The sequence below is a fragment of the Streptomyces griseoruber genome, from assembly GCF_001514205.1.
GTDB lineage: Bacteria > Actinomycetota > Actinomycetes > Streptomycetales > Streptomycetaceae > Streptomyces > Streptomyces griseoruber.
The window spans coordinates 65,878-85,770 of record NZ_KQ948768.1; the positions used below are offsets into that span (position 1 = coordinate 65,878).

The following is a 19,893-nucleotide window of genomic DNA, read 5'->3' on the forward strand; positions in this document are numbered from 1 at the left end:
AGTCGTCGTGCCCAGGAGTGTACGAACGCGTCTTTCCACGCGTCAATGCGCGCCCGGCATCCGGACATTGACACATCGGGGCCGCCGGCCGACTGCCGTCAGATCTCCTGCGGACTTCCGGTCGGCACGGCCCGTCCGGTGATGTGCTGCGGGTTGATCAGCGGGTTGCAGATCGGGCACCGGAGGGCCACTGGTTCGGGCCGATCAGGCGCAGGTAGTCGGGGTCGTCCGGACCGGTCCCCAATGCCGCCGGCTCCGGCCCGATGTCGGTCTGCTCCCGCCAGTCGGCGCTGCCCGCCGTGTACTCGGTCCCGGTACGGGTGTAGCCGTGGAACTGGGGCGAGTTGAGGTTCTCGATCTCCAGCCGCCGCTTCTCGGGCAGGGCGAAGAAGGCGCGTGCCGCGGTCAGCGCCTCGTCCCGCAGGGCTGCGGGGACACCGTGTCCGGTGACGTAGAAGAAGCCCACCTCGTGCGCGGACCGGAGTTCGGCGAGAAAGGCGGCCCGGTCCGTGTCCGGGGTGCGGAAGCGAGAGATGTCGAGGACGGGCAGGGCTGTGAGTTGGGCCATGGGAGTTCCTTCGCGGCAACGGCAGCCGACCGGCCCTCGCAACCCGCCCTGGACAGGGGCCAGTCGGAGGCATCCGGAACGGGCAGGCAGAAAGAAGGGAACGAGGTCGCGGGCCGTGGGACGGCGGTCAGCGACAGTCCTGGTCGAACTGGTCGGCGCGGCGGCTCACCCAGAACGGGTCGAGCAGCACCGTGTGTGCCGTGCCAGAGGTCTCCATGGCCGGATGAAAGCACACCCGGGATGGATGCGTCCACCACGCGTTCCACCGGCTCCGGGCATCCCGGGGTGGTGTTGACGCCGGTAGAACAGCCGATCTACGGTGAGCGCGAGCTACGAGTTCCGGTGATCAAGCCCTGGCTGGCCGGACGGCAACCCTCAACGCAGTGGGGTGCCCCAGGTGAAGGCTCGGCGGATCTCTTCTTTCTGCAAGTGCGCTCACATCGGCCCCGAGGCGGGCCAGAATCCGGGAGGACGGCATGGCTGGAGCCTTGATGCTGTGCTCCCGGCTCCATGTCGATCTGCTGCTGGTGTCCAGCTGTCTGTGTACGGGCTGATTCCGCCCTCCGACGGTCGGCAGAGCCATCATCCGTCGGTCCAAACCCCCTCTTTTCTCACCTGATCCCGCACGCCGTGGCACAGCCCTGCGCCACGGCTGCCTCACGCACCCCTGACGCGGAAGTAGAGACTCCTGATGGCACTCCACAGCGGCCCGGCGCCGAGCAGACCCCTTCGCTCCGGCCTCGGGGCGGTATCCCTCGGCACAGCGTTCCTGGTGGCGCTGACCGGCTGCACGAGCAGCAAGGACGGCGGCACCGCGAGCTCCGGCGCAGCGATCACCGTCGGTACGACCGACCAGGTCACCAGCCTCGACCCGGCCGGTGCGTGGGACGCGGGCTCCGGCACCATCGAGAGCGAGGTCTACGCGACCCTGCTCAGCCAGAAGAACGGCTCAGCGGACGTCTCCCCGGACCTGGCCACCGGGATCAAGCTGACCGGGCCCAAGGAGTACACGATCACCCTCCAGAAGGGCCTGAAGTTCGCCAACGGCCACGAACTGACCTCCTCGGACGTCAAGTTCAGCTTCGACCGGGACCTGAAGATCGCCGACGAGAACGGCCCGTCGTCACTGCTGTACAACCTCGCCTCGGTCGCCGCCCCGGACCCGACCACGGTCGTCTTCACCCTCAAGTCGGCCAACGACACACTGTTTCCGCAGGTGCTGTCCACGGCCGCCGGCTACATCGTGGACGAGCAGGTGTTCCCAGCGGACAAGATCCTCGACGACAAGTCGATCGTCACGGCCAAGCCGTGGAACGGGCCGTACGGCATCAAGAGCTACGACAAGAACTCGCTGGTGTCCTTCACCGCCAACGCGGAGTACAAGGGCCAACTGGGCGCGCCGAAGACCAAGAACGTCCAGCTCAAGTACTACACGGACGCCGGCAACCTGAAGCTCGACGTCCAGCAGGGCACCATCGACGCCGTCTACCGCACGCTCACCACCGCCGACCTGGACGACCTCGGCAAGCAGAAGGGCGTCAAGGTCCACACCGGCTCCGGCAACGGCATCCGCTACATCGTCTTCGACCTCGCCACCCAGCCGTACGGCACCAAGACGAAGAACGCCGACGCGAAGAAGGCCCTCGCCGTCCGGCAGGCGGTCGCGGACTCGGTCGACCGGTCCCAACTCGCCCAGCAGGTCTACAAGAACTCCTACCAGCCGCTCTACAGCTCCGTCCCGGACGGCCTGACCGGCGCCACCCCCTCCTTCAAGTCGCTCTACGGCGACAAGAAGGGCGGCCCCGACAAGGCCACCGCGGCAGCCCGGCTGAAGGCCGCGAAGGTGAGCACCCCCGTCACGCTCAACCTCCAGTACAACAGCGACCACTACGGCTCGTCCTCGGCCGACGAGTACGCGCTGATCAAGTCCCAGCTGGAAGCCACCGGGCTGTTCAAGGTGAACCTGCAGTCCACCGAGTGGACCCAGTACGGCAAGGACCGCGTCAAGCACCTCTACCCGCTCTACCAGCTCGGCTGGTACGCCGACTACCTCGACGCCGACAACTACCTCTCGCCCTTCTACTCGGCCAACAGCTGGGTCGCCAACGGCTACGACGACCCCGCCGTGCGCGCGCTGATCAAGAAGGAGGAGACCGAGACGGACGCCGCGAAGCGGACCGAGTATCTGACGCAGGCGCAGGACAGGGCCGCCGCGCAGGTGCCGCTGCTGCCGCTGCTCCAGGGGTCCACCGCCATCGTCACCCGCAGCGATGTCAGCGGTGTGCCGGCCGAGCTGGACGCGACGTACCAGTTCCGCTGGGCGGGGCTCTCGAAGAAGTGAGCACTCTGACACAGGAGACCCCCGGCGCCGTCGGCACCCCGGCCGACCGCGCCGCCGGGCTCGGATTCGCCCGCTACCTGGTGGTCCGTTTCCTCCTCATCATCCCCACCGTGCTGATCCTGGTCAGCCTGGTCTTCCTCCTGATGCGGCTGACGGGCGACCCGATCAGCGCCGCCTTCGGCGACCGCCTCACCCCGGACCAGCTCCAGGCCAAGCTCCACCAGGCGGGCTACGACCGGCCGTTGCTCACCCAGTACCTGGACTACCTGCGTTCGCTGGCCACCGGCGACTTCGGCCGCACGGTCACCGACAACCAGCCGGTGACGCACGTCCTCGGCACCTACGGCGCCGCGACCGTCGAACTCGCCTGCTACGCACTGCTGGTGGCCCTGGTGATCGGCGTCCCGCTGGGCATGGTGGCCGCCTCCTACCGCGACCGGGCACCGGACGCGGTCCTGCGCCTGTTCGCGATCCTGACCTACGCGACACCCGTGTTCTTCGTGGGTCTGCTGCTGAAACTGGTCTTCGCGATCCGGCTCGGCTGGCTGCCCGCGTCGGGCCGGGCAAGCACCGGCGTCCAGCTCTTCCTCCAGGACCAGACCAGCACGACCGGCGTGTACCTGATCGACGCCCTGCGCAGCGGCGACGGCACGGCGATCACGGACGTGCTCCGGCACGCCGTACTGCCCGGACTGGCCCTGGGCCTGCTCGTGGCCGGCGTGCTGCTCAGGTTGGTGCGCACCAACCTGATCGGCACGCTCTCCGCGGAGTACGTCGAGGCCGCCCGCTCCCGGGGCGTGGCCCCGCTGCGCCTGGTCACCCGGCACGCCACCCGGCCCGCGCTGATCCCCGTCGTCACCGTACTGGGGCTTCAGGTCGCCGGACTGCTCGGCGGGGCGGTGCTCACCGAGACGACCTTCGAGTGGAGGGGCCTCGGCTACGAGCTCGCGCACTACCTGACGGTCCGTGACTTCCCGGCGGTACAGGGCATCGTGGCCCTGTTCGCCGTCGTCGTGGCGGTGACGAACTTCCTCGTCGACGTCGTCGCCGCGCTGATCGACCCGCGAGTGAGGTACTGAGTCATGGCGCTGGTTCTGGCACGACGGCTGCCCCTACGGCTGCGGACGGGCGCGGGAGTGCAGCGGGCCATGCTGCTCACCGGCCTGGTCCTGACCGGGCTGTTCGTCCTCACCGCACTACTGGGGCCGTTGCTCGCCCCGCACGGTTACGCCCAGCTCCGGGACGGGGGAGGCCTGTTCGGCTCCCAGCAGCATCCGAGCGGCGCCCATCCGCTGGGCACGACCATCTCCGGGTACGACGTCCTGTCCCGGACGGTCTGGGGCGCGCGGACCGCGCTGCTGATCATCGTCGTCGCGCTGCTGCTGTCGGTGGTGCCGGGTACCGTGCTCGGACTGGTCTCCGGCTACCTCGGCGGAAAGCTCGACCGGCTGCTGGTCGGGCTGGCCGACGCGCTGTACGCGTTCCCGCCGCTGCTGCTCGCCATCCTCATGTCGCTCGTGATCAGCGGCGGCCGGTCGAGCCTCGTCGGCGGTCTCGGAGCGGCCGCCTGCTCGGTCGCGGTGTCCTTCATACCGCAGTACTTCCGGGTCGTGCGGGCCGAGGTGATCCGGGTGAAGGGCGAGCCGTTCGTCGACGCGGCCCGGGTGATCGGCACCGGGCCGTGGCGCATCATGACCCGGCACGTGCTGCGCAACTCGGTGCGCACCCTCCCGCTGATCTTCACGATCAACGCGTCGGAGGCCATCCTCACCCTCGCCGGCCTCGGCTTTCTGGGCTTCGGCATCGAACCCAACTCCGCCGCCGAGTGGGGTTACGACCTCAATCGCGCGGTCGCCGACGTCACTGCGGGCATCTGGTGGACGGCGATCCCGCCCGGCCTGGGCATCGTGCTCACGGTCCTGGGCACGACCTTGCTCGGCGAGGGCCTCACCGACCTGGCCGACCCACGACTGCGGCGCCGGACAGGTGCCCCCACCCTTCCCACGGACGGAGGCGGGGACGATGACTGACCTGCTGCGCATCGAGGAGCTGCACGTCGACTTCGCCACCGACACCGGCGCGGTGCCCGCCGTCCGCGGAGTCAACCTCTCCGTCGCCCCCGGCGAGGTGCTGGCCCTGGTCGGCGAGAGCGGCAGCGGCAAGACCGTCACCGCCCGCTCGGTCCTCGGCCTGCTGCCCGACACCGCGACCGTCCGCGGCCGTGTCCTGCTCGGCGCGGGCACCTCGGAGCCCGGGGAGGACGTGCTCACCGCGCCCGCGGCCCGGCTGCGCGCCCTGCGCGGAACGCATGCCGCGATGGTCTTCCAGGAACCCTCCACCGCGCTGAACCCCGTCTTCACCATCGGCTGGCAGCTCACCGAGGGCCTGCGCGCCCACGGACGCGGCGGCAGCAAGGCCGAACGGCGGGCACTGGCCGTGGACTGGCTCGACAAGGTCGGCATCCCCGACCCGGCCACCCGCGTCGACCACTATCCGCACCAACTGTCCGGCGGCCAGAAGCAGCGCGCCGTCATCGCCATGGCCCTCGCCCTGGACACCCGGCTCATCGTCGCCGACGAACCCACCACCGCCCTGGACGTCACGGTCCAGGCGGAGATCCTCGAACTGCTCCACCGCTGCCGCACCGACTTCGGCACCGCCGTGCTGCTCATCACCCACAACATGGGGGTCGTCGCCGACCTCGCCGACCGGGTGGCTGTGATGCGTGCGGGACAGGTGGTGGAACAGGCACCGGTACGTGATCTGTTCGCGGCGCCCGCACACCCGTACACCCGGAAACTCCTCGCCGCCGTGCCGCACTTCGGTACCGGCGGACGCGCCGGGCCGCAGACGGCGGACGTCCAGGCACAGCATGTCGTGCGGGCCTCCGGCCTGGTCGTCGACTACCCGGGGAGGCTCGGGCGCAAGGGCTTCCGGGCGGTGGACGGGGTGAGCTTCGAGATCCGGCCGGGCGAGGTGCTCGGGCTGGTCGGCGAAAGCGGCAGCGGCAAGACCACCATCGGGCGGGCCATCGCCGGGCTGACCGCGGTGACCGGCGGACAACTGGAGCTGTTCGGCGAGCCGTTGACACGGAACTCACGGAAGCCGAGGACGGCCGGGCGGATCGGTTACGTCTTCCAGGACCCCGCCACCAGTTTCAACCCACTGCTGACGATCGCCGAGAGCATCGCGGAACCCCTCGTCGTGCACCGGCGGGAGCTGGGCGCGCAGGAGATCCGGGCGCAGGCCGAGTCGCTGCTCGAAGCGGTGCGGCTGCCCCGCGCCTACGCCGACCGCTACCCGCACGAGCTCAGCGGAGGGCAACGGCAGCGGGCCGGTCTCGCGCGGGCGCTCGCGCTGCGGCCGAGGCTGCTGATCGCGGACGAGCCGACCTCCGCGTTGGACGTGTCCGTGCAGGCCAAGGTGCTGGACCTGTTCGGCGAGCTCCAGCGGGAACTGGGCTTCGCGGCACTGTTCGTCAGCCACGACCTGGCCGTGGTCGAACAGGTCGCCGACCGGGTGGTGGTACTGCACCGGGGCCGGATCGCCGAGGAGGGTCCCACCAGCCAGGTGCTCGGCAGCCCGCAGGACGACTACACCCGCCGGCTCGTCGCCGCCCTGCCGGTGCCCGACCCGGTCCGGCAGGCGAGACGTCAGCAGCACCCCGTGGAGGAAGGAGTGGCCGGCTCATGACCGACGGCACACTGATCGACGAAGTACTCAGCAGCACACCCGTCTTCGACGGCCACAACGACCTGCCGGTGGCGCTGCGCGCTCGGACCGGTTACAGCGTCGAAGGCCTCGACGACGGCCGCCCGGAGCTGCACACCGACCTGCCCCGGCTGCGCGCCGGAGGGGTCGGCGCCCAGTTCTGGTCGGTGTACGTCTCCTCCAAGCTGCCCGAGCCCGAGGCCGTGGTGGCCACCCTGGAGCAGATCGACGCCGTCTACCGGCTCGCCGCCCGCTACCCCGACACCCTGCGGATCGCCTACACGGCGGCCGACGTGGAGCGGGCGTTCGGCGAGGGACGCATCGCCTCCCTGCTCGGGGTCGAGGGCGGGCACAGCCTCGCCGAGTCGACCGGGGTGCTGCGCTCCTACGCCCGGCTCGGCGTGCGCTACGTGACCCTCACCCACAACGACAACACCTCCTGGGCCGACTCGGCCACCGACAAGCCGGCGGTCGGCGGTCTCAACGACACCGGCCGCGCGATCGTCGCGGAACTGAACCGCACCGGCGTCCTTGTCGACCTCTCCCACGTCGCCGAGTCCACGCAGCGCGCGGCCCTCGCCGTGTCCACCGCCCCGGTCCTGTTCAGTCACTCCTCGACACGAGCGCTCAACGACCATCCCCGCAACGTGAGCGACGAGGTGCTGGAGCTGCTCCCCGGCAACGGGGGCGTGATCCAGCTGACCTTCGTGCCGTACTTCGTCTCCGCCGACGTCGCCGCCTGGGGCCAGGCACTCCAGGACGAACGCGTACGCCTCGGTCTGCCCGCCGTGCCCTGGAGCTGGCCGCCTGCACCACGCCCCGGCGAGGATCCGGCGCGGGTCGTCCAAGAGTACGCGGAGACCTTCACCGCGGCGCCCGACGACCGGTTGACGAGCTGGCTCGATGCCCATCCCCGGCCCGAGGTGACCGTCGCCCAGGTCGCCGACCACGTGGAGCACGCCCGTGAGGTGGCCGGGGTGGACCACATCGGCCTCGGCGGCGACTACGACGGGGTGGACCACCAACCGACCGGCCTCGCCGATGTCTCCGGCTATCCGGTCCTGCTGCGCGAACTCGCCGACCGCCGCTGGTCCCGGCCCGAGCTGGAGGCCCTGACCGGCCGGAACGTCCTGCGGGTCCTGCGCGCCGCCGAGGAACGGGCCGCGGAGCCGCTGTGGCCCACGGTCCCGCTGCGCTGACGCGGCGGTGGGACCGGGGTGGTCAGCATCGCTTGTTCCTGGCACCCGCAGAGGCGGGCGACGTACGGTGAACCGATCTGTTTCTGACGAGTGGAGGCCCTTGATGCGCGTATCCGGCGCGGCGCCGCAGGGTGTGTGTCCCGGTGTGCGGCTGATCCTCCGCCGGCATGTCGACTACTGCCGCACCTGTTCCGCCGTCTGTCCTCCCGCGCGCCCCTGATCACAGCCCGCCGGCCGACCTCTCTGCCGGACCGCTTGCCGGGACCCCGCCCGGTTTCCTCTCGCCGTGGCCCCGCCCGGCCGTACCGTCGTGGCCCCGAGGCCACGAGTTCCCGTGTTTCCCGGAAGGAACATCCATTGTCCGGCCCCGCCCTGCACCTCGCCGTCGAGCTCGACGGTGACGGCTCCCACCCCGCGGCCTGGCGCCGCGCCGCCCACTCCCCCGACCAGTTGCTGACCCCGCGCCGGGTGGCCGGGCTCGCCACCGTGGCCGAGAACGCCGGGTTCACGTTGATCACCCTGGACGACGGGGTGCTGCCGCCCGGTGCCGCACCCGATCCCGTCGGCCGGATCGGGGCGATGGAGCGGGCGGCCTTCGTCGCGGCGTCCACGAGCACGATCGGGATCGCGCCCGTCGTCCCGGTCACGTATGCCGAACCCTTCCATGTCTCGAGCCAGTTGGCGTCCCTGGACCACATCTCCGCCGGCCGCGCCGGGTGGGTGGTGACGGAGGAGGAGTCTCCCGAGGCGGCCCGGGTCTGGGGGCGGCCGCCGGTCGCCGACGCCGACGCTCGGGTCCGGGAGTCGCGGGACGGGATCGAGGTGGTCCGATCCCTGTGGGATTCGTGGGAGGACGACGCGGTCATCAGGTCCGTGGCCACGAGCCGCTACCTCGACCGCGACCGGCTGCACTACATCGACTTCACCGGGGAGACCTACGCCGTCAAGGGCCCTGCGATCGTGCCGCGCCCGCCGCAGGGACAGCTCGTCGTCCTGGGACGGCCGGACCAGGTGCCCGCCGGGCAACTCGACGTGGCCCTGATCGCGGGGCGCGACCCGGTGGCAATCGCCACGGCCGCCGCGAGCGCGGGTACGCCTCGGGTCTTCGCCGAGGTCGAGGTGGCGCTGGACACGCCGGACGCGACCGGTGCCGAGCGCGTCGCCGACCTGGCGCGGTACGCGTCCTGGACCGACCGGGGACGGCTGCGGCACGTCGGTTCCGCGGACGGACTGGTCGCTGCTCTCGACGGGTTGAGCCGTCACGTGGACGGGGTACGGCTGCACCCGCTGGTACTGGACGAGGACCTGCCCCTCCTCTCCCGTCTCGTCCTGCCGGCGCTGTCCGAGCGGCGTCTCGTCGCCAGGCCGCTGCCCGGCACGTCCCTGCGCTCAACACTGGGGCTGGCGCGCCCCGCCAACCGTTTCGCGGCCGCGGCCGTCCTGGAGGAAACCCGATGACCCGCACCGACCCTCTCGACGTCCCCCGGCCGCACGCCCAGCTGCACTTCGGCGTGTTCTTCCAGGGCGTCAACCACTGGACCATCTGGTCCGCCCCCGACAGCGGCTCGCAGATCGATCCCGCGTCCTTCCGCCGGGTAGCCCAGACAGCCGAGCGAGGCCTGTTCGACGCGTTCTTCCTCGGCGAGGGGCTGCGGCTCCGCGAGGTCGACGGCCGGATCCACGACCTCGACGTGGCCGGCCGGCCGGACGCCATCACCCAGCTCGCGGCGCTGGCCGCGGTCACCCGTCGGATCGGCCTGGTCTCCACCTCCAACTCCACCTTCAACGAACCCGCGGACCTCGCCCGCCGCCTCTCCGGCCTGGACCTGCTCTCCGAGGGCCGGGCCGGCTGGAACGTGGTGACCACCGACAACGCCTGGACCGGCGCCAACTTCCGCCGCGGCGGCTATCTCGACCACGCCGACCGCTACCGGCGCGCCGAGGAGTTCCTGACCGTGGCCCGCACCCTGTGGGACGGCTGGGACGACCAGGCGGTCGCCACGTCCGTGCACGCTCCCGCCTGGTCGGTGCCCGGCGCCGTACGCCGGGTGCGCCACCGGGGCGCGCAGTTCGACGTCGACCTCACCCCCACCCTGCCGCGCAGCGCCCAGGGCCACCCGGTCATCTTCCAGGCCGGTGACTCCGGCGAGGGACGCGACTTCGCCGCCCGCAACGCCGACGTCATCTTCTCCGCGCACGGCAACGACTTCGACGACGCACTGGGCTTCGCCGACGACATCCGCGCCCGGCTGCGCGCCGCCGGCCGGCCCGAGGACGACCTGCGGATCCTGCCCGGCACCGAGATCATCATCGGCGCCACCGAGGAGGAGGCCCAGGAGAAGAAGCGCTGGATCCGGCTCCAGCAGGTCACCCCCGCCACGGCCTTGGGGATCGCCGGGCTGCTGTGGGGCATCGACCTGTCCGACCGCGACGCCGACGGGCCGCTGCCCGCGGACGACCCGGTCGTCGCCGAGAACGACGGCTCCTTCGGTGCCCGGCGTATCGCCGACCAGCGCGCGGTGGTCGCCGAATGGCGGGCGAAGGCGGAGGCGCACGGCTGGTCGCTGCGGGAGACCGTCATCGCGCTCGGCCCGCAACGCGGCCACGTCGGCACTCCGTCCGGCCTGGCCGACAAGTTCGCCCACTTCGTGCGGCACGGTGCGATCGACGGCTTCAACGTCACGCCGTACCTCATCCCCGACGGCCTCGACGACATCGTCGACCTGCTCGTCCCGGAACTGCAGGAACGCGGGGTCTACCGCACCGAGTACACCGGCACCACCCTGCGCGAGAACCTCGGCCTGCGCGAACCCCTCACGCAGCGGTCCGCGCGGGACCGACGGCAGGCAGGCTGAGCACCGGGATGGCCCTTCCACTCAGGACCGCGTACACATGACTGACAAGAAGCTGTCACACACGCACCGGAATGCGGGGTCGACCGGCGCCCGTTCTGACTGACATGACTGTTGGAGTAGCGCTCAACGCGTCCGACGCGCCGAACCAGGTCGACGCCACCGTACAACTGGCCCGGGAGGCCGCGGCCGCCGGTCTGCGGTCGGCCTGGTTCGGGCAGACCTTCGGCGCGGACTCACCCCAGCTCGCGGCGATCGTCGGGCGGGAAGTGCCCGGACTGCAGGTCGGCACCTCCGCGATCCCCGTCTTCGGCCGCCACCCGCTGCTGGTGTCCAGCCAGGCCCAGACCGCCCAGGCCGCGACCCACGGCCGCTACCACCTCGGTCTGGCCCTGGGCACGAAACTGCTCACGGAGACCGGCTTCGGCCTGCCCTTCGAACGTCCCATCGCCCGGCTGCGTGAATTCCTCACCGCCCTACGGCAGTTGACCGAGACCGGCACGGCCGACTTCCGCGGTGAGCTGCTCACCGCGACCACCCCGGTCCCGGCGCGGGTACCGGGTGCCGAGACCGGTGTCCCCCTGCTGGTCGCCGCGATGGGACCACAGGCGCTGCGGGTCAGCGGTGAGCTGGCGGACGGGATCCTGCCCTACCTGGCGGGACCGCGCGCCCTGGCGGACCACATCGTGCCCGCCCTCACCGCCGCAGCCGAGGCCGCCGGCCGCCCCGCGCCCAGGATCGTGGCCCTGGTGCCCGGCGTGGTCACGGACAACGTGGACGCGGTGCGGGCCAAGGCCACCGAGAACCTCGCGTTCTACGAACAGATCCCGTCCTACGCGCGGGTCATCGAACTCTCCGGCGGCCGGCGGGCCGCCGACCTGGCCGTGATCGGCGACGAGAAGACCGTCGAGGCCGAGGTACGCCGTTACCGCGACGCCGGCGCCACCGAGGTCGTGTTCTCGAGCACCGAGATCGCGGGAGAAGCCGACCGCCGACGCACCTGGCGGCTCCTCGGCGAACTGGCCCGCTGAGCACGCCGGTCGAACCGACGGCCCGACCGGCCCCCCTGCACCCCTGCACCCCCGTGACGAAGGAGAACCCATGACCACCGAGGCCACCGCAACGGACCTCCAGACCTTCACCGAGAACTGGCTGGAGTGGTACCGCGCCCAGGAGGCCCGGCTCGCCGACCCGCACGGGTTCCTGGCGATCACCGGCCTGCACTGGCTCGACGACCGGCCCCAGCGCTTCTCCGACGCGCCCGGTGCGTGGCGCACCGGCCCCCACGGGGTCGTCGTAGACCTCGACGACGGCGAGGAACTGGTCGTCGACGGAACGCCGGTGCACGGGGAACACCACTTCGGCGTGCTTCCCGAACGCGGCGGCGTCGACGCCGTCTGGGGAGACGCCGTCATCGAGGTCGCCAAGCGCGGCGGCAACGACATCGTGCGCCCCCGTCACCCGGACGCGACGCTGCGCACGGCCTTCACCGGAACACCCGCCTACGCCCCGGACCCACGCTGGGCCGTGACGGGCCGCTACCTCCCCTTCGACACGCCACGACCGACCACCGTGGGTGCCGCGGTCGAGGGCCTTGAGCATGTGTACGACGCTCCGGGCAGGGTCGAGTTCGAGCTGGCCGGGCAGCAACTGTCGCTGACCGCGTTCCCCGGCCCCGGTGCGGGCCGCCTGATGGTGCTGTTCACCGACGCGACCTCCGGAGTCACCACCTACGCCGCCAACCGGGCCCTCGCCCTGGAGCCGCCCGCCGCCGACGGTACGGTCGTCCTGGACTTCAACCGCGCGGCGAACCTGCCGTGCGCCTACACGGACCTGGCCACCTGCCCGCTGCCTCCGGCCGAGAACCGGCTGCCGGTGGCGATCGAGGCCGGCCAGAAGATCCCCCGCGAGCGCGGCGGTTCCTGAGCCGGACCCGGTACCGGTCCAACTGCCCCCGCAGGGCGTCGCTTTGCGGCATTGACGGACGGCAGGAGCCCTCCGCCAGGCTCCTGTACTCCATCGACACCAGCGTGGTCTCAGCGCTCATCGGCGCGAGGCGGTTTGATGAAAGTCCTCGTTGTCGACGACCACCCGGTGGCACGCCGCGGACTGCGCGCAGTGGTGACCTCCAACCTCGGGGAATGCGAGATTCTCGAAGCCGACGACGCGACAACGGCTCTCGCTCACGCTCACGACGAGTGTCCGGAGATGATCCTTCTGGACGCCCGGATGCCTGAGTCCATGCCGCCGGAGGAGCTGTGCCGTGAACTGCGCGAGTCACTCCCGAACGTCGTCATCGTCATCTTCACCGCCTTCGACGACGCCGAGGTCCTTCATGCGTGCGTCGCCGCGGGCGCGAACGGGTGCCTGCTTATCGGGAACAGGAGGTGCTCAGGCGACCGTGAAGGGATATGCGACCGACCTTCTCCAGAAGCTGGACGCTTCCTCCCGGCTGGAGGCAGTGGTCCGCGCGTACGAACTCGGGCTTGTCGCGCCCGGTACGGAAAGGGTGTGATCACCTCGGAGGTCGGCCGGAAGTCCCTGTGGCGTTTCCAACATCGGCTGGATGAGCATGCGTGGGACGAGGCAGATTTGTCGCGTAGCTGTCACGCGACAAGGGAGTCGCCCACGACTTGGAGCGCAACAAACACGCCGTGGAAGGCTTGTTCGAGATCATCTACGGGTCGACCGAAGGACTCGACCGCCTCGACGAATTCGTCGCCGAGGACTACGTCCAGCACAACCCGAACCTCGCCCAGGGACGTGAGGGGCTGAGGGAGTTCTTCACCCACGTCCTGTCCCTCCCGCCGTCGGAGCGACTCGATCCCACGAAGACAGTGACGGTCAACCTGGTCGCCGAGCGCGATCTCGTCCTGCGACACGAGATCCGCACGGACGGAGTACTCTTCGATCTTTTCCGGGTGAAGGACGGCCTGTTGCAGGAACATTGGGACGCGTTCCGCCCGAATCCCGACACACCCCAATCCTCAAAACATTGCGGAGACGCTCGCCTTCGAGATCTCTTGAGCGACGCCCCAATGCTCCACGAGCTTTCCGTTCTCAACGCGCCATATGTCGACGATCGCCAGATCTGGGCTCCCGTCCGCGAATTCCATGTGCAGGTGAAGGGCAACCATCTCCCCATCACCGATGATCCGCTTGACCGTGGCCCGGCCGCCCTTCGCCGCTTCTTCTTCCAGATAGGCGATGGCGCCTTCCCTGCCCTTCCCGGCATTGGGGTTGTGCTGGACATAGTCTTCAACGGCGTACCGCTCGAAGGCTTGGCGAGCGCCATGAGCCTGAAGGGCCGAGAGGAAACCTTCGAGCACCTCACGACTTGTCGGGACGGTCATTGGTTGGCCTCCTGGTGCAACGCCCCGTCAAAATGGCATATTGCAGCGACAAACGTTCACGTCTCAAGACGTGACAGCCACCGCGCTCTCCTGTGACCTCGGACGGGCTTGCCGCGCAGGGGGATCCGGAAGCCCGGCGACAAACTCGACAGCCGTAGAGTGCGGGCCCGCCGGAGATGCCACAACGGACCTGTTCATTCAATGAACTTCTTCGGCGAGGGGCAGGGCTGAGCAGGGATGATGCGGGTCCACTCCGTGGATCTCACCCGGGAGCCGGGCGTCCACAAGGAAGCCTTGCCGTGATGGATCCGCCAGCCCGAGGCCTGCCGGGGCGACCGGCCTGATCGGCTCATCACGCCGAGCGGAGTGAGCGCTCCCAACTCGTGCAGCTCGTGCAGCTCGGGCAGCAGGGTTGCGCCGAGTACCGATCGCACCTCGACTTCTCGGACCTCGCGCAGGACCAGCTCGCCTTCGGTGACCACGCCTACCGGCACGTCGCAGAGACGATCAAGGATGCCGTCGATCCGAAGGGGATTCTCTCCCCGGGCCGGCACGGCATCTGGCCTGCGCGGTACCGCGACCAACGCGCTCGTGCGCAGTTCCTTCGCGGTGTCGATCGTCGCCCGCAGGTGGCCGGCGTCGTGCCGGTTGAAGAACATCGCCGACACGGCGATCGCGGAGCGGTCGTTGGTCACGAACACCTGCGCCGAGAAGTTGACGCCCATGCGCTCGACGACCTTTTCCTTGATCTGCTGGACGACGTTCGCGACTTCGTCACCGCGCAGCGGCACGACGGGCGAGAACCCGACGTGCCCCACGAAGTCGGGGGGCTGTCGAGGATGTCGCTGCTGGGTACACCGCCGGAGATGCGGTCGATGAGCCCGGCGTCCTTGATCTTGTGCCAGTTTCTCCGCCGTGTATGTCGCGGGGCGACGCACCTCGCCACCCTCGATCGCGCTCCACGCCTCGCGGACCCGACGCTCGTGCACGTCGATCACCTCTGGGTCGCCCCACAGGGCTGTACGCACGCACCACCGGCCGAGCCCGGTCTCGTCGGCGATCGCATCGAGCTGCTCCCCCGCATCACCGGGGTGCCCGGCGGCGGCATCTTCAAGCCCGGTCGCCGTCGCGAGCCCCGCGATCCCGGCCCGTCTCCCGTGGCTGCGGCGGTCAGTCCTCCTCGACGTCCTGCCCGACCGAGGCGCGCAGGAAGCCGGAGAACGTCTCCGCGGTCTGCCAGGTCAGGCTTTCGAGCTCGACGGCGTCGAGCAGGACCGATATCCGCGGCGGTGGGCGTGGATCTCCAGTCGTTCGCCGTTGCGTGTGTAGACCTTGCGGACGCGTATGTCGGCGAACTCGTTGGAGATCTGGATCGACGGGTCGTCGCTGTACTGGAATTCGGACATCGCGATCCCGCCTAGAGGAAGACGCCGAGGTTGGCCGTGCCGAGGATCGAACTCCGAGGACGGGGACGACGGCACTCTCGTGCTCGGTACCACGCGGCCGGCGCGACCGTTCCGCCGCGTCGGTCGGCGTCGGCAGCTCATCGCCGAAGTGACGAACGACGGAATATCGCACAACCGATCTCGAGAAGGATTCATGGCGACCGTTGAACAGCGAGAGGAATCGACGCCCACGGGAGCTCGCCTGCCCGACATGGCGAGGTTCATCGACTTCCTGGAAGCCCGGAAGGCGGAGACGGAGAATCCGAAGCATGCCGCGATGATCGACCTGCTCATCGAGCACTCGGTCGCCGAGGTACGCGACCACGACATCGAGCGGACCATGGCGACACTGGTGGACGACTGCGTCTACCACTGCTACGGCGACCCCGTCGCGATCGAGCAGCAGGGCGGGCGGGTCGCCGACAGGGAGACGGTGCGCGCGAACTACCTCGAGAACATGGCCAACGGCATGCTGGCGATGGACAGCCTCGAAGTCGAGGTCGAGCACTTCTTCATCAGCGACGACGCCATCGCCTGGGACGGCTGCACGCGACTTCGGCTGCCTGGTACGGCGCTGGCCGAGGCGGGCGTACCTCTGCCGGACGGGGGTACGGTCGATGACGTGTTCGTGCACAGGTCGAGGGCCGCCATCGTCATCCCGTTCCGCGACGGTCTGATGGTCGCAGAGGACTTCTCCCTCGACGGTCAGGGCACCTGGGAAAAGGCGGCCTGACCGCTCGCCGGCCACGAGGGCGGAGCCACCATCCGCGGGCGGTGTCGGCGGGGGCGAAGGGGACGGCGAGTCAGCCGTACGGGCGGCGGATCTCGTTCGTACCTGCGGCGTCGAGTCCCGTCGGCCGGGCGCGCGGCGGCTCCGGAGGGCGGCGGGTGGCACTACTGCTCCGGTGTCAGCGGCCCTCCGGGGACTGGGTCGCGGCGGGTGGAGCGGCAGTCTCCGGGATCTGCCGCGTGAAGGACCGGGCGAGGGCGTCGGCGCCGCGCGCCAGCAGTCCCACGTCCACACCGACCGCGGTGAACGTGGTCCCGAGGTCGATGCACCGTCGCGCGAACATGGGGTCGATCGTCAGCACGCCGGCCGGTCTGCCCGCCGCGCGCACGCGTCCGATCACCTCCTCCACCGCCGCGACGACGCTGGGCGCGTTCGGGTCTCCGGGGTGACCGAGGCTGGCGGCCAGGTCGCTGGGCCCGATGAAGATCCCGTCCACGCCGTCGACGGAGGCGATCGCCTCGATCTGCCCGAGGGCGTGCCGCGATTCGACCTGCACGAGCACGCACAGTTCGGTGTGTGCCAGCTCGGCGTAGTCCTTGACCCGACCGAACCTGGTGGCCCTGGTCAGTGCCGCCACACCACGGACGCCCAGGGGGGCGTAGCGGGTGGCGGCGACCGCGGCGCGCGCTTCCTCGGCCGACTCGACCTGCGGTATCAGCAGCGACTGCGCGCCTACGTCCAGGAGCCGCTTGATCACGACGGGATCGTTGACCGGGGGACGCACCACTGGCGAGCAGGGATATGGGGCGACCGCCTGGAGTTGTGAGAGCACGGTCGCGACGTCGGCGTGCGAGTGCTCGGTGTCGAGGAGCAGCCAGTCGAAGCCGGCGCCGGCGATGATCTCGGCCGGGTACGGGTCGGCCAGCGAGCACCACATGCCGATCAGCTGTTCGCCCCGGGAAAGCGCCGCCTTGAACGCGTTCGGCGGCAGGGGCCACCGGCCCGGCGCGGGTTGCGGCGCGCCGGTCGGCGGGTGGGGCGTGGTCACCGGAACGCCACCCCGATCGAGCCCAAGGGGCCGTAGTCGGCGTGGATGACGGTGTTCGGTTCGACCGAGACGGGCCGGGTGAACGAGCCCGAGAGCAGCAGCTGGCCGGCTTCGAGGTGCCGGCCGACCGCGGCGAGCTTGTTCCCGAGCCAGGCGATGCCCGCCGCCGGGTGTCCCATGACGGCGGCCGAGACGCCGGACTCCTCGATCACCCCGTTCTTCGACAGCGTCGCGGCCACCCACCGGATGTCGACGTCCATCGGGCGTACGACGCGACCGCCGACGACCATCGCCGCGGCGGCGGCGTTGTCCGCGATGGTGTCGGTGATCGAACGCGGCACCTCGGTGCGGTAGTCGATGACCTCCAGGGCGGGGACGATGTACTCCGTCGCCCGCAGGACGTCGTGGACGCGCAGGTTCGGTCCGTGCAGGTCCGCGCCGAGCACGAACGCGAGCTCGACCTCCAGTCTGGGCTTCATGTAGCGGTCAGCGTCGAGAGTGGCGCCGTCGCCCACGACCATGTCGTCGGTGAGGAATCCGTAGTCGGGCTCCGTCATCTGCGAGGCCATCTGCATGGCGCGGGACGTCAGTCCGATCTTGTGTCCGACGAGCCGGGCCCCGGCCGCCACACGCTCCGCCGCCCAGAGTTGCTGGATGGCATAGGCGTCGACGATCTCGAGATCGGGATAGGTGTGGCTGAGCTGGGTGATCGGTCGCCGATCGCGGTCGGCCTGTATGAGGGCAGCCGCGGCCGCACGACGCTCTGCTTCGGTGATCACTGAGTTCCTCTCGGTCGCGTCACGCGCTGTCCGGCTTGTGTCGCGCTTGGGCCGACACGGGCGGGGTCGGCAGCCATGCCTCACCCGGCTCGACGACGAAGGTGAACTCGAGGCTGTACCAGGGCTCGGTCACCTCCGGGTCCGGCGCCGGCTCGTTCTCGTGGCGTTCATAGGTACCGATGAGGCGCTGCACGACACCGAACTGCGCGTCGGTCTCCAGAATGGGGTCGTCGTGGCTGTAGAGCTGGGAGGCGATGGTCTTGTATCCCGGTTTGTGGATCAGCGCATGGAGATGGGCCGGCCGGAAGGGATGGCGTTTCAGCGCGGTCAGGAGATCGCCCACGGGCCCGTCCGTGGGTATCGGGTAACCGGAAGGCTTGATACTGCGGAAGGCGAAGACACCTTCCTCGTCGCTGAGGAACTTGCCGCGGAGATTCCACTCGGCCTGCTCGGGGTCCTGGTTCTCGTAGAGGCCGGCCGGTGACGCGTGCCAGACGTCGACTTCCGCGCCGGCGACCGCTTTCCCCTCGGTGTCGACGATCCGGCCGGAGAAGAACAGCGGCGGTCCCTCGGTGGGCGAGCGGACGATCGATGCGCCGTTGTCCATCCTCGGACTGCCCTGGCGCCAGAACGGGCCGAGCAGGTTCGCCGAGGTCGGGTTGTCCTCGGTGCCGTTGTTCATCAGGGAGACCAGCGTCGACAGACCCAGCGAGCCCGCCATCAGTCTGACCTCGTTGTGGCTGGGCGTCGTGAGCCGCCCGAGCCTGGTCACGATGTCGAGGGAGGCGGCGAACTCCTTCTCGGTCAGGCGTACTTCGCGGGCGAAATCGTGCAGGTGGCGCACCAGCGCCTGGACGATCTCCTTGACGCGCGGGTCGTCGGCCCGCTCCGTCTCGGCAAGTACCGCTGCGGTGAGCTGGTCTTCGTCTTGGATGATCACGTCGGTGTCCCCTGGTGACGGTCGGCTGCCGACTCACGGCAGGCGCTGCCACGCGAGTATCCGAGGGCCGTCCGGCCCGCACAACGCCACTGTTCATCCAGTGAACAACGGGGCGCCGCGACCTGTACGAAGCTCCGCAGACGTTGTTCGTTCAACGGCCACTGCTGTGTCCTCGCAAGCCGAGTCCATGCAGCATGTCCGATCAGGACTTTCCACGGGCCTCGGGTTCGCGTGCCCCGGCTCGGAATGCCGGCGAGCCGCCGCACGGACCCGGAGGAAGCCATGTCCAGCCATGACAGTACTGCCCACGTCGGGCCCGAGGCCTCGTACTGCCCTTACCCGCTCTACGACCGACTGCGAGAACGAGGTGTCGCCTTCGTCGAGGAGGCCAACGCCTTCGTCGTCACCCGGGCCGACGACATCGACGCGGTGCTGCGTGATGTCGAGACGTTCTCCTCGCTCGACGCGCTCGGACTCCCGCCGATCGAGCCGGGAAACGAGCCGACGAGGACGGGGTTCTACCTGATCACCAGTGATCCGCCGGAACACACCGGGCGCCGTCGCCTGGCGGCCAGGGCGTTCACGTCTCGCCGGATCGCTCCCTTCGAACCGCAGATCCGGGCGACGTCCACGGAGCTGATCGAGGGCCTGCGCGGGCGCGACGAGGTCGACTTCGTGGCCGACTTCGCCGTCAAGCTGCCCATCGCTGTCATCGCCACGGTGCTGGGCGTACCGGAAGCGGACACCGCCGAGATGCGGCGGCTCTCCGAGAAGGATCGTGGACTCCACGCCCGTCGAGTGCGCCCGCTCCCGCGAGACGGTCAAACGCTCCGACCTGGCCGGCTGGGCCAACTACGGTTACTGCCGCTCCCACTCCCGCTTTACTGGGGCCTGAAGCTGCACCTGGTGTGCACGCCGGCCGGCTTA

17 protein-coding genes, 2 pseudogenes and 1 riboswitch are annotated in these 19,893 nt (G+C 70.0%); of the genes and pseudogenes, 13 read left to right on the forward strand and 6 right to left on the reverse strand.

The window, feature by feature from the left end:
• Positions 1-157: 157 nt before the first annotated feature.
• Positions 158-568, reverse strand: coding sequence for a 2-oxoglutarate and iron-dependent oxygenase domain-containing protein (locus tag AQJ64_RS17180; RefSeq protein WP_240512790.1), 411 nt, complete (start codon positions 566-568; stop codon positions 158-160).
• A 328-nt stretch (positions 569-896) separates the two neighbouring features.
• Positions 897-1,006: riboswitch (SAM riboswitch) on the forward strand.
• Between the two features lie 253 nt (positions 1,007-1,259).
• Here AQJ64_RS17180 and AQJ64_RS17185 point away from each other — a divergent pair.
• The 11 genes and pseudogenes from AQJ64_RS17185 to AQJ64_RS50885 all read left to right on the forward strand — a co-directional run bounded on the left by AQJ64_RS17185 (position 1,260) and on the right by AQJ64_RS50885 (position 14,120).
• Complete coding sequence (locus AQJ64_RS17185) at positions 1,260-2,909, forward strand: ABC transporter substrate-binding protein (RefSeq protein ID WP_055636387.1); 1,650 nt, start codon at positions 1,260-1,262, stop codon at positions 2,907-2,909.
• Entirely contained in the window at positions 2,906-3,988 is a 1,083-nt protein-coding gene (locus tag AQJ64_RS17190; protein ID WP_059202756.1) for an ABC transporter permease, read from the forward strand. The genes AQJ64_RS17185 and AQJ64_RS17190 overlap by 4 nt, the downstream gene beginning before the upstream one ends.
• A gap of 3 nt (positions 3,989-3,991) precedes the next feature.
• A complete protein-coding gene (locus tag AQJ64_RS17195) occupies positions 3,992-4,939 on the forward strand; it encodes an ABC transporter permease (RefSeq protein WP_055636440.1) in 948 nt (315 codons plus the stop codon).
• Positions 4,932-6,602: an ABC transporter ATP-binding protein gene (locus AQJ64_RS17200; RefSeq protein ID WP_055636441.1), complete on the forward strand. Its 1,671-nt coding sequence runs from the start codon at positions 4,932-4,934 to the stop codon at positions 6,600-6,602. The genes AQJ64_RS17195 and AQJ64_RS17200 overlap by 8 nt, the downstream gene beginning before the upstream one ends.
• Positions 6,599-7,819 carry a dipeptidase gene (locus AQJ64_RS17205; protein WP_055636442.1) on the forward strand — a complete coding sequence of 407 codons (1,221 nt, stop codon included), beginning with the start codon at positions 6,599-6,601 and terminating at the stop codon, positions 7,817-7,819. The genes AQJ64_RS17200 and AQJ64_RS17205 overlap by 4 nt, the downstream gene beginning before the upstream one ends.
• Positions 7,820-8,176: 357 nt before the next feature.
• A complete protein-coding gene (locus tag AQJ64_RS17210; protein ID WP_055636443.1) occupies positions 8,177-9,277 on the forward strand; it encodes an LLM class flavin-dependent oxidoreductase in 1,101 nt (366 codons plus the stop codon).
• Positions 9,274-10,674: an NtaA/DmoA family FMN-dependent monooxygenase gene (locus tag AQJ64_RS17215; RefSeq protein ID WP_055636444.1), complete on the forward strand. Its 1,401-nt coding sequence runs from the start codon at positions 9,274-9,276 to the stop codon at positions 10,672-10,674. The genes AQJ64_RS17210 and AQJ64_RS17215 overlap by 4 nt, the downstream gene beginning before the upstream one ends.
• Before the next feature lie 104 nt (positions 10,675-10,778).
• Positions 10,779-11,702: an LLM class F420-dependent oxidoreductase gene (locus AQJ64_RS17220; protein WP_055636445.1), complete on the forward strand. Its 924-nt coding sequence runs from the start codon at positions 10,779-10,781 to the stop codon at positions 11,700-11,702.
• Between the two features lie 70 nt (positions 11,703-11,772).
• Positions 11,773-12,597 carry a DUF1684 domain-containing protein gene (locus tag AQJ64_RS17225; protein ID WP_059202757.1) on the forward strand — a complete coding sequence of 275 codons (825 nt, stop codon included), beginning with the start codon at positions 11,773-11,775 and terminating at the stop codon, positions 12,595-12,597.
• 138 nt (positions 12,598-12,735) lie between these two features.
• Positions 12,736-13,029 (forward strand): annotated as a pseudogene (locus tag AQJ64_RS52320) (response regulator); the annotation flags it as partial.
• Between the two features lie 275 nt (positions 13,030-13,304).
• Complete coding sequence (locus tag AQJ64_RS50885; RefSeq protein ID WP_240512961.1) at positions 13,305-14,120, forward strand: nuclear transport factor 2 family protein; 816 nt, start codon at positions 13,305-13,307, stop codon at positions 14,118-14,120.
• A gap of 98 nt (positions 14,121-14,218) precedes the next feature.
• On the opposite strand, the gene AQJ64_RS17240 is transcribed toward AQJ64_RS50885, so the two are convergent.
• Positions 14,219-15,022 carry a hypothetical protein gene (locus AQJ64_RS17240; protein ID WP_157881170.1) on the reverse strand — a complete coding sequence of 268 codons (804 nt, stop codon included), beginning with the start codon at positions 15,020-15,022 and terminating at the stop codon, positions 14,219-14,221.
• Positions 15,023-15,265: 243 nt separating this feature from the next.
• The gene (locus AQJ64_RS48120; protein WP_206189932.1) at positions 15,266-15,430 is read right to left on the reverse strand and encodes a hypothetical protein; all 165 of its coding nucleotides are present in this window, start codon (positions 15,428-15,430) and stop codon (positions 15,266-15,268) included.
• Positions 15,431-15,680: 250 nt separating this feature from the next.
• On the opposite strand from AQJ64_RS48120, the gene AQJ64_RS17250 reads away from it, so the two are divergent.
• Positions 15,681-16,202 (forward strand): nuclear transport factor 2-like protein, encoded by a 522-nt coding sequence (locus tag AQJ64_RS17250; protein WP_055638514.1) that lies wholly within the window; start codon positions 15,681-15,683, stop codon positions 16,200-16,202.
• 175 nt (positions 16,203-16,377) lie between these two features.
• Here AQJ64_RS17250 and AQJ64_RS17255 read toward each other — a convergent pair whose 3' ends face one another.
• From AQJ64_RS17255 to AQJ64_RS17265, 3 genes are read right to left on the reverse strand one after another with little or no spacing between them, the layout of a single operon-like run.
• On the reverse strand, positions 16,378-17,247 hold the full coding sequence (locus tag AQJ64_RS17255) for an aldolase/citrate lyase family protein (protein WP_240512960.1): 870 nt from the start codon (positions 17,245-17,247) through the stop codon (positions 16,378-16,380).
• Positions 17,244-18,026: a 2-oxo-hept-4-ene-1,7-dioate hydratase gene (gene hpaH / locus AQJ64_RS17260; protein ID WP_055638513.1), complete on the reverse strand. Its 783-nt coding sequence runs from the start codon at positions 18,024-18,026 to the stop codon at positions 17,244-17,246. Before hpaH ends, AQJ64_RS17255 begins: the two co-directional genes overlap by 4 nt.
• A gap of 19 nt (positions 18,027-18,045) precedes the next feature.
• Complete coding sequence (locus AQJ64_RS17265; RefSeq protein ID WP_055638512.1) at positions 18,046-18,966, reverse strand: dioxygenase family protein; 921 nt, start codon at positions 18,964-18,966, stop codon at positions 18,046-18,048.
• Between the two features lie 772 nt (positions 18,967-19,738).
• On the opposite strand from AQJ64_RS17265, the pseudogene AQJ64_RS48125 reads away from it, so the two are divergent.
• Positions 19,739-19,893: pseudogene (locus AQJ64_RS48125) on the forward strand (IS982 family transposase); the annotation flags it as partial.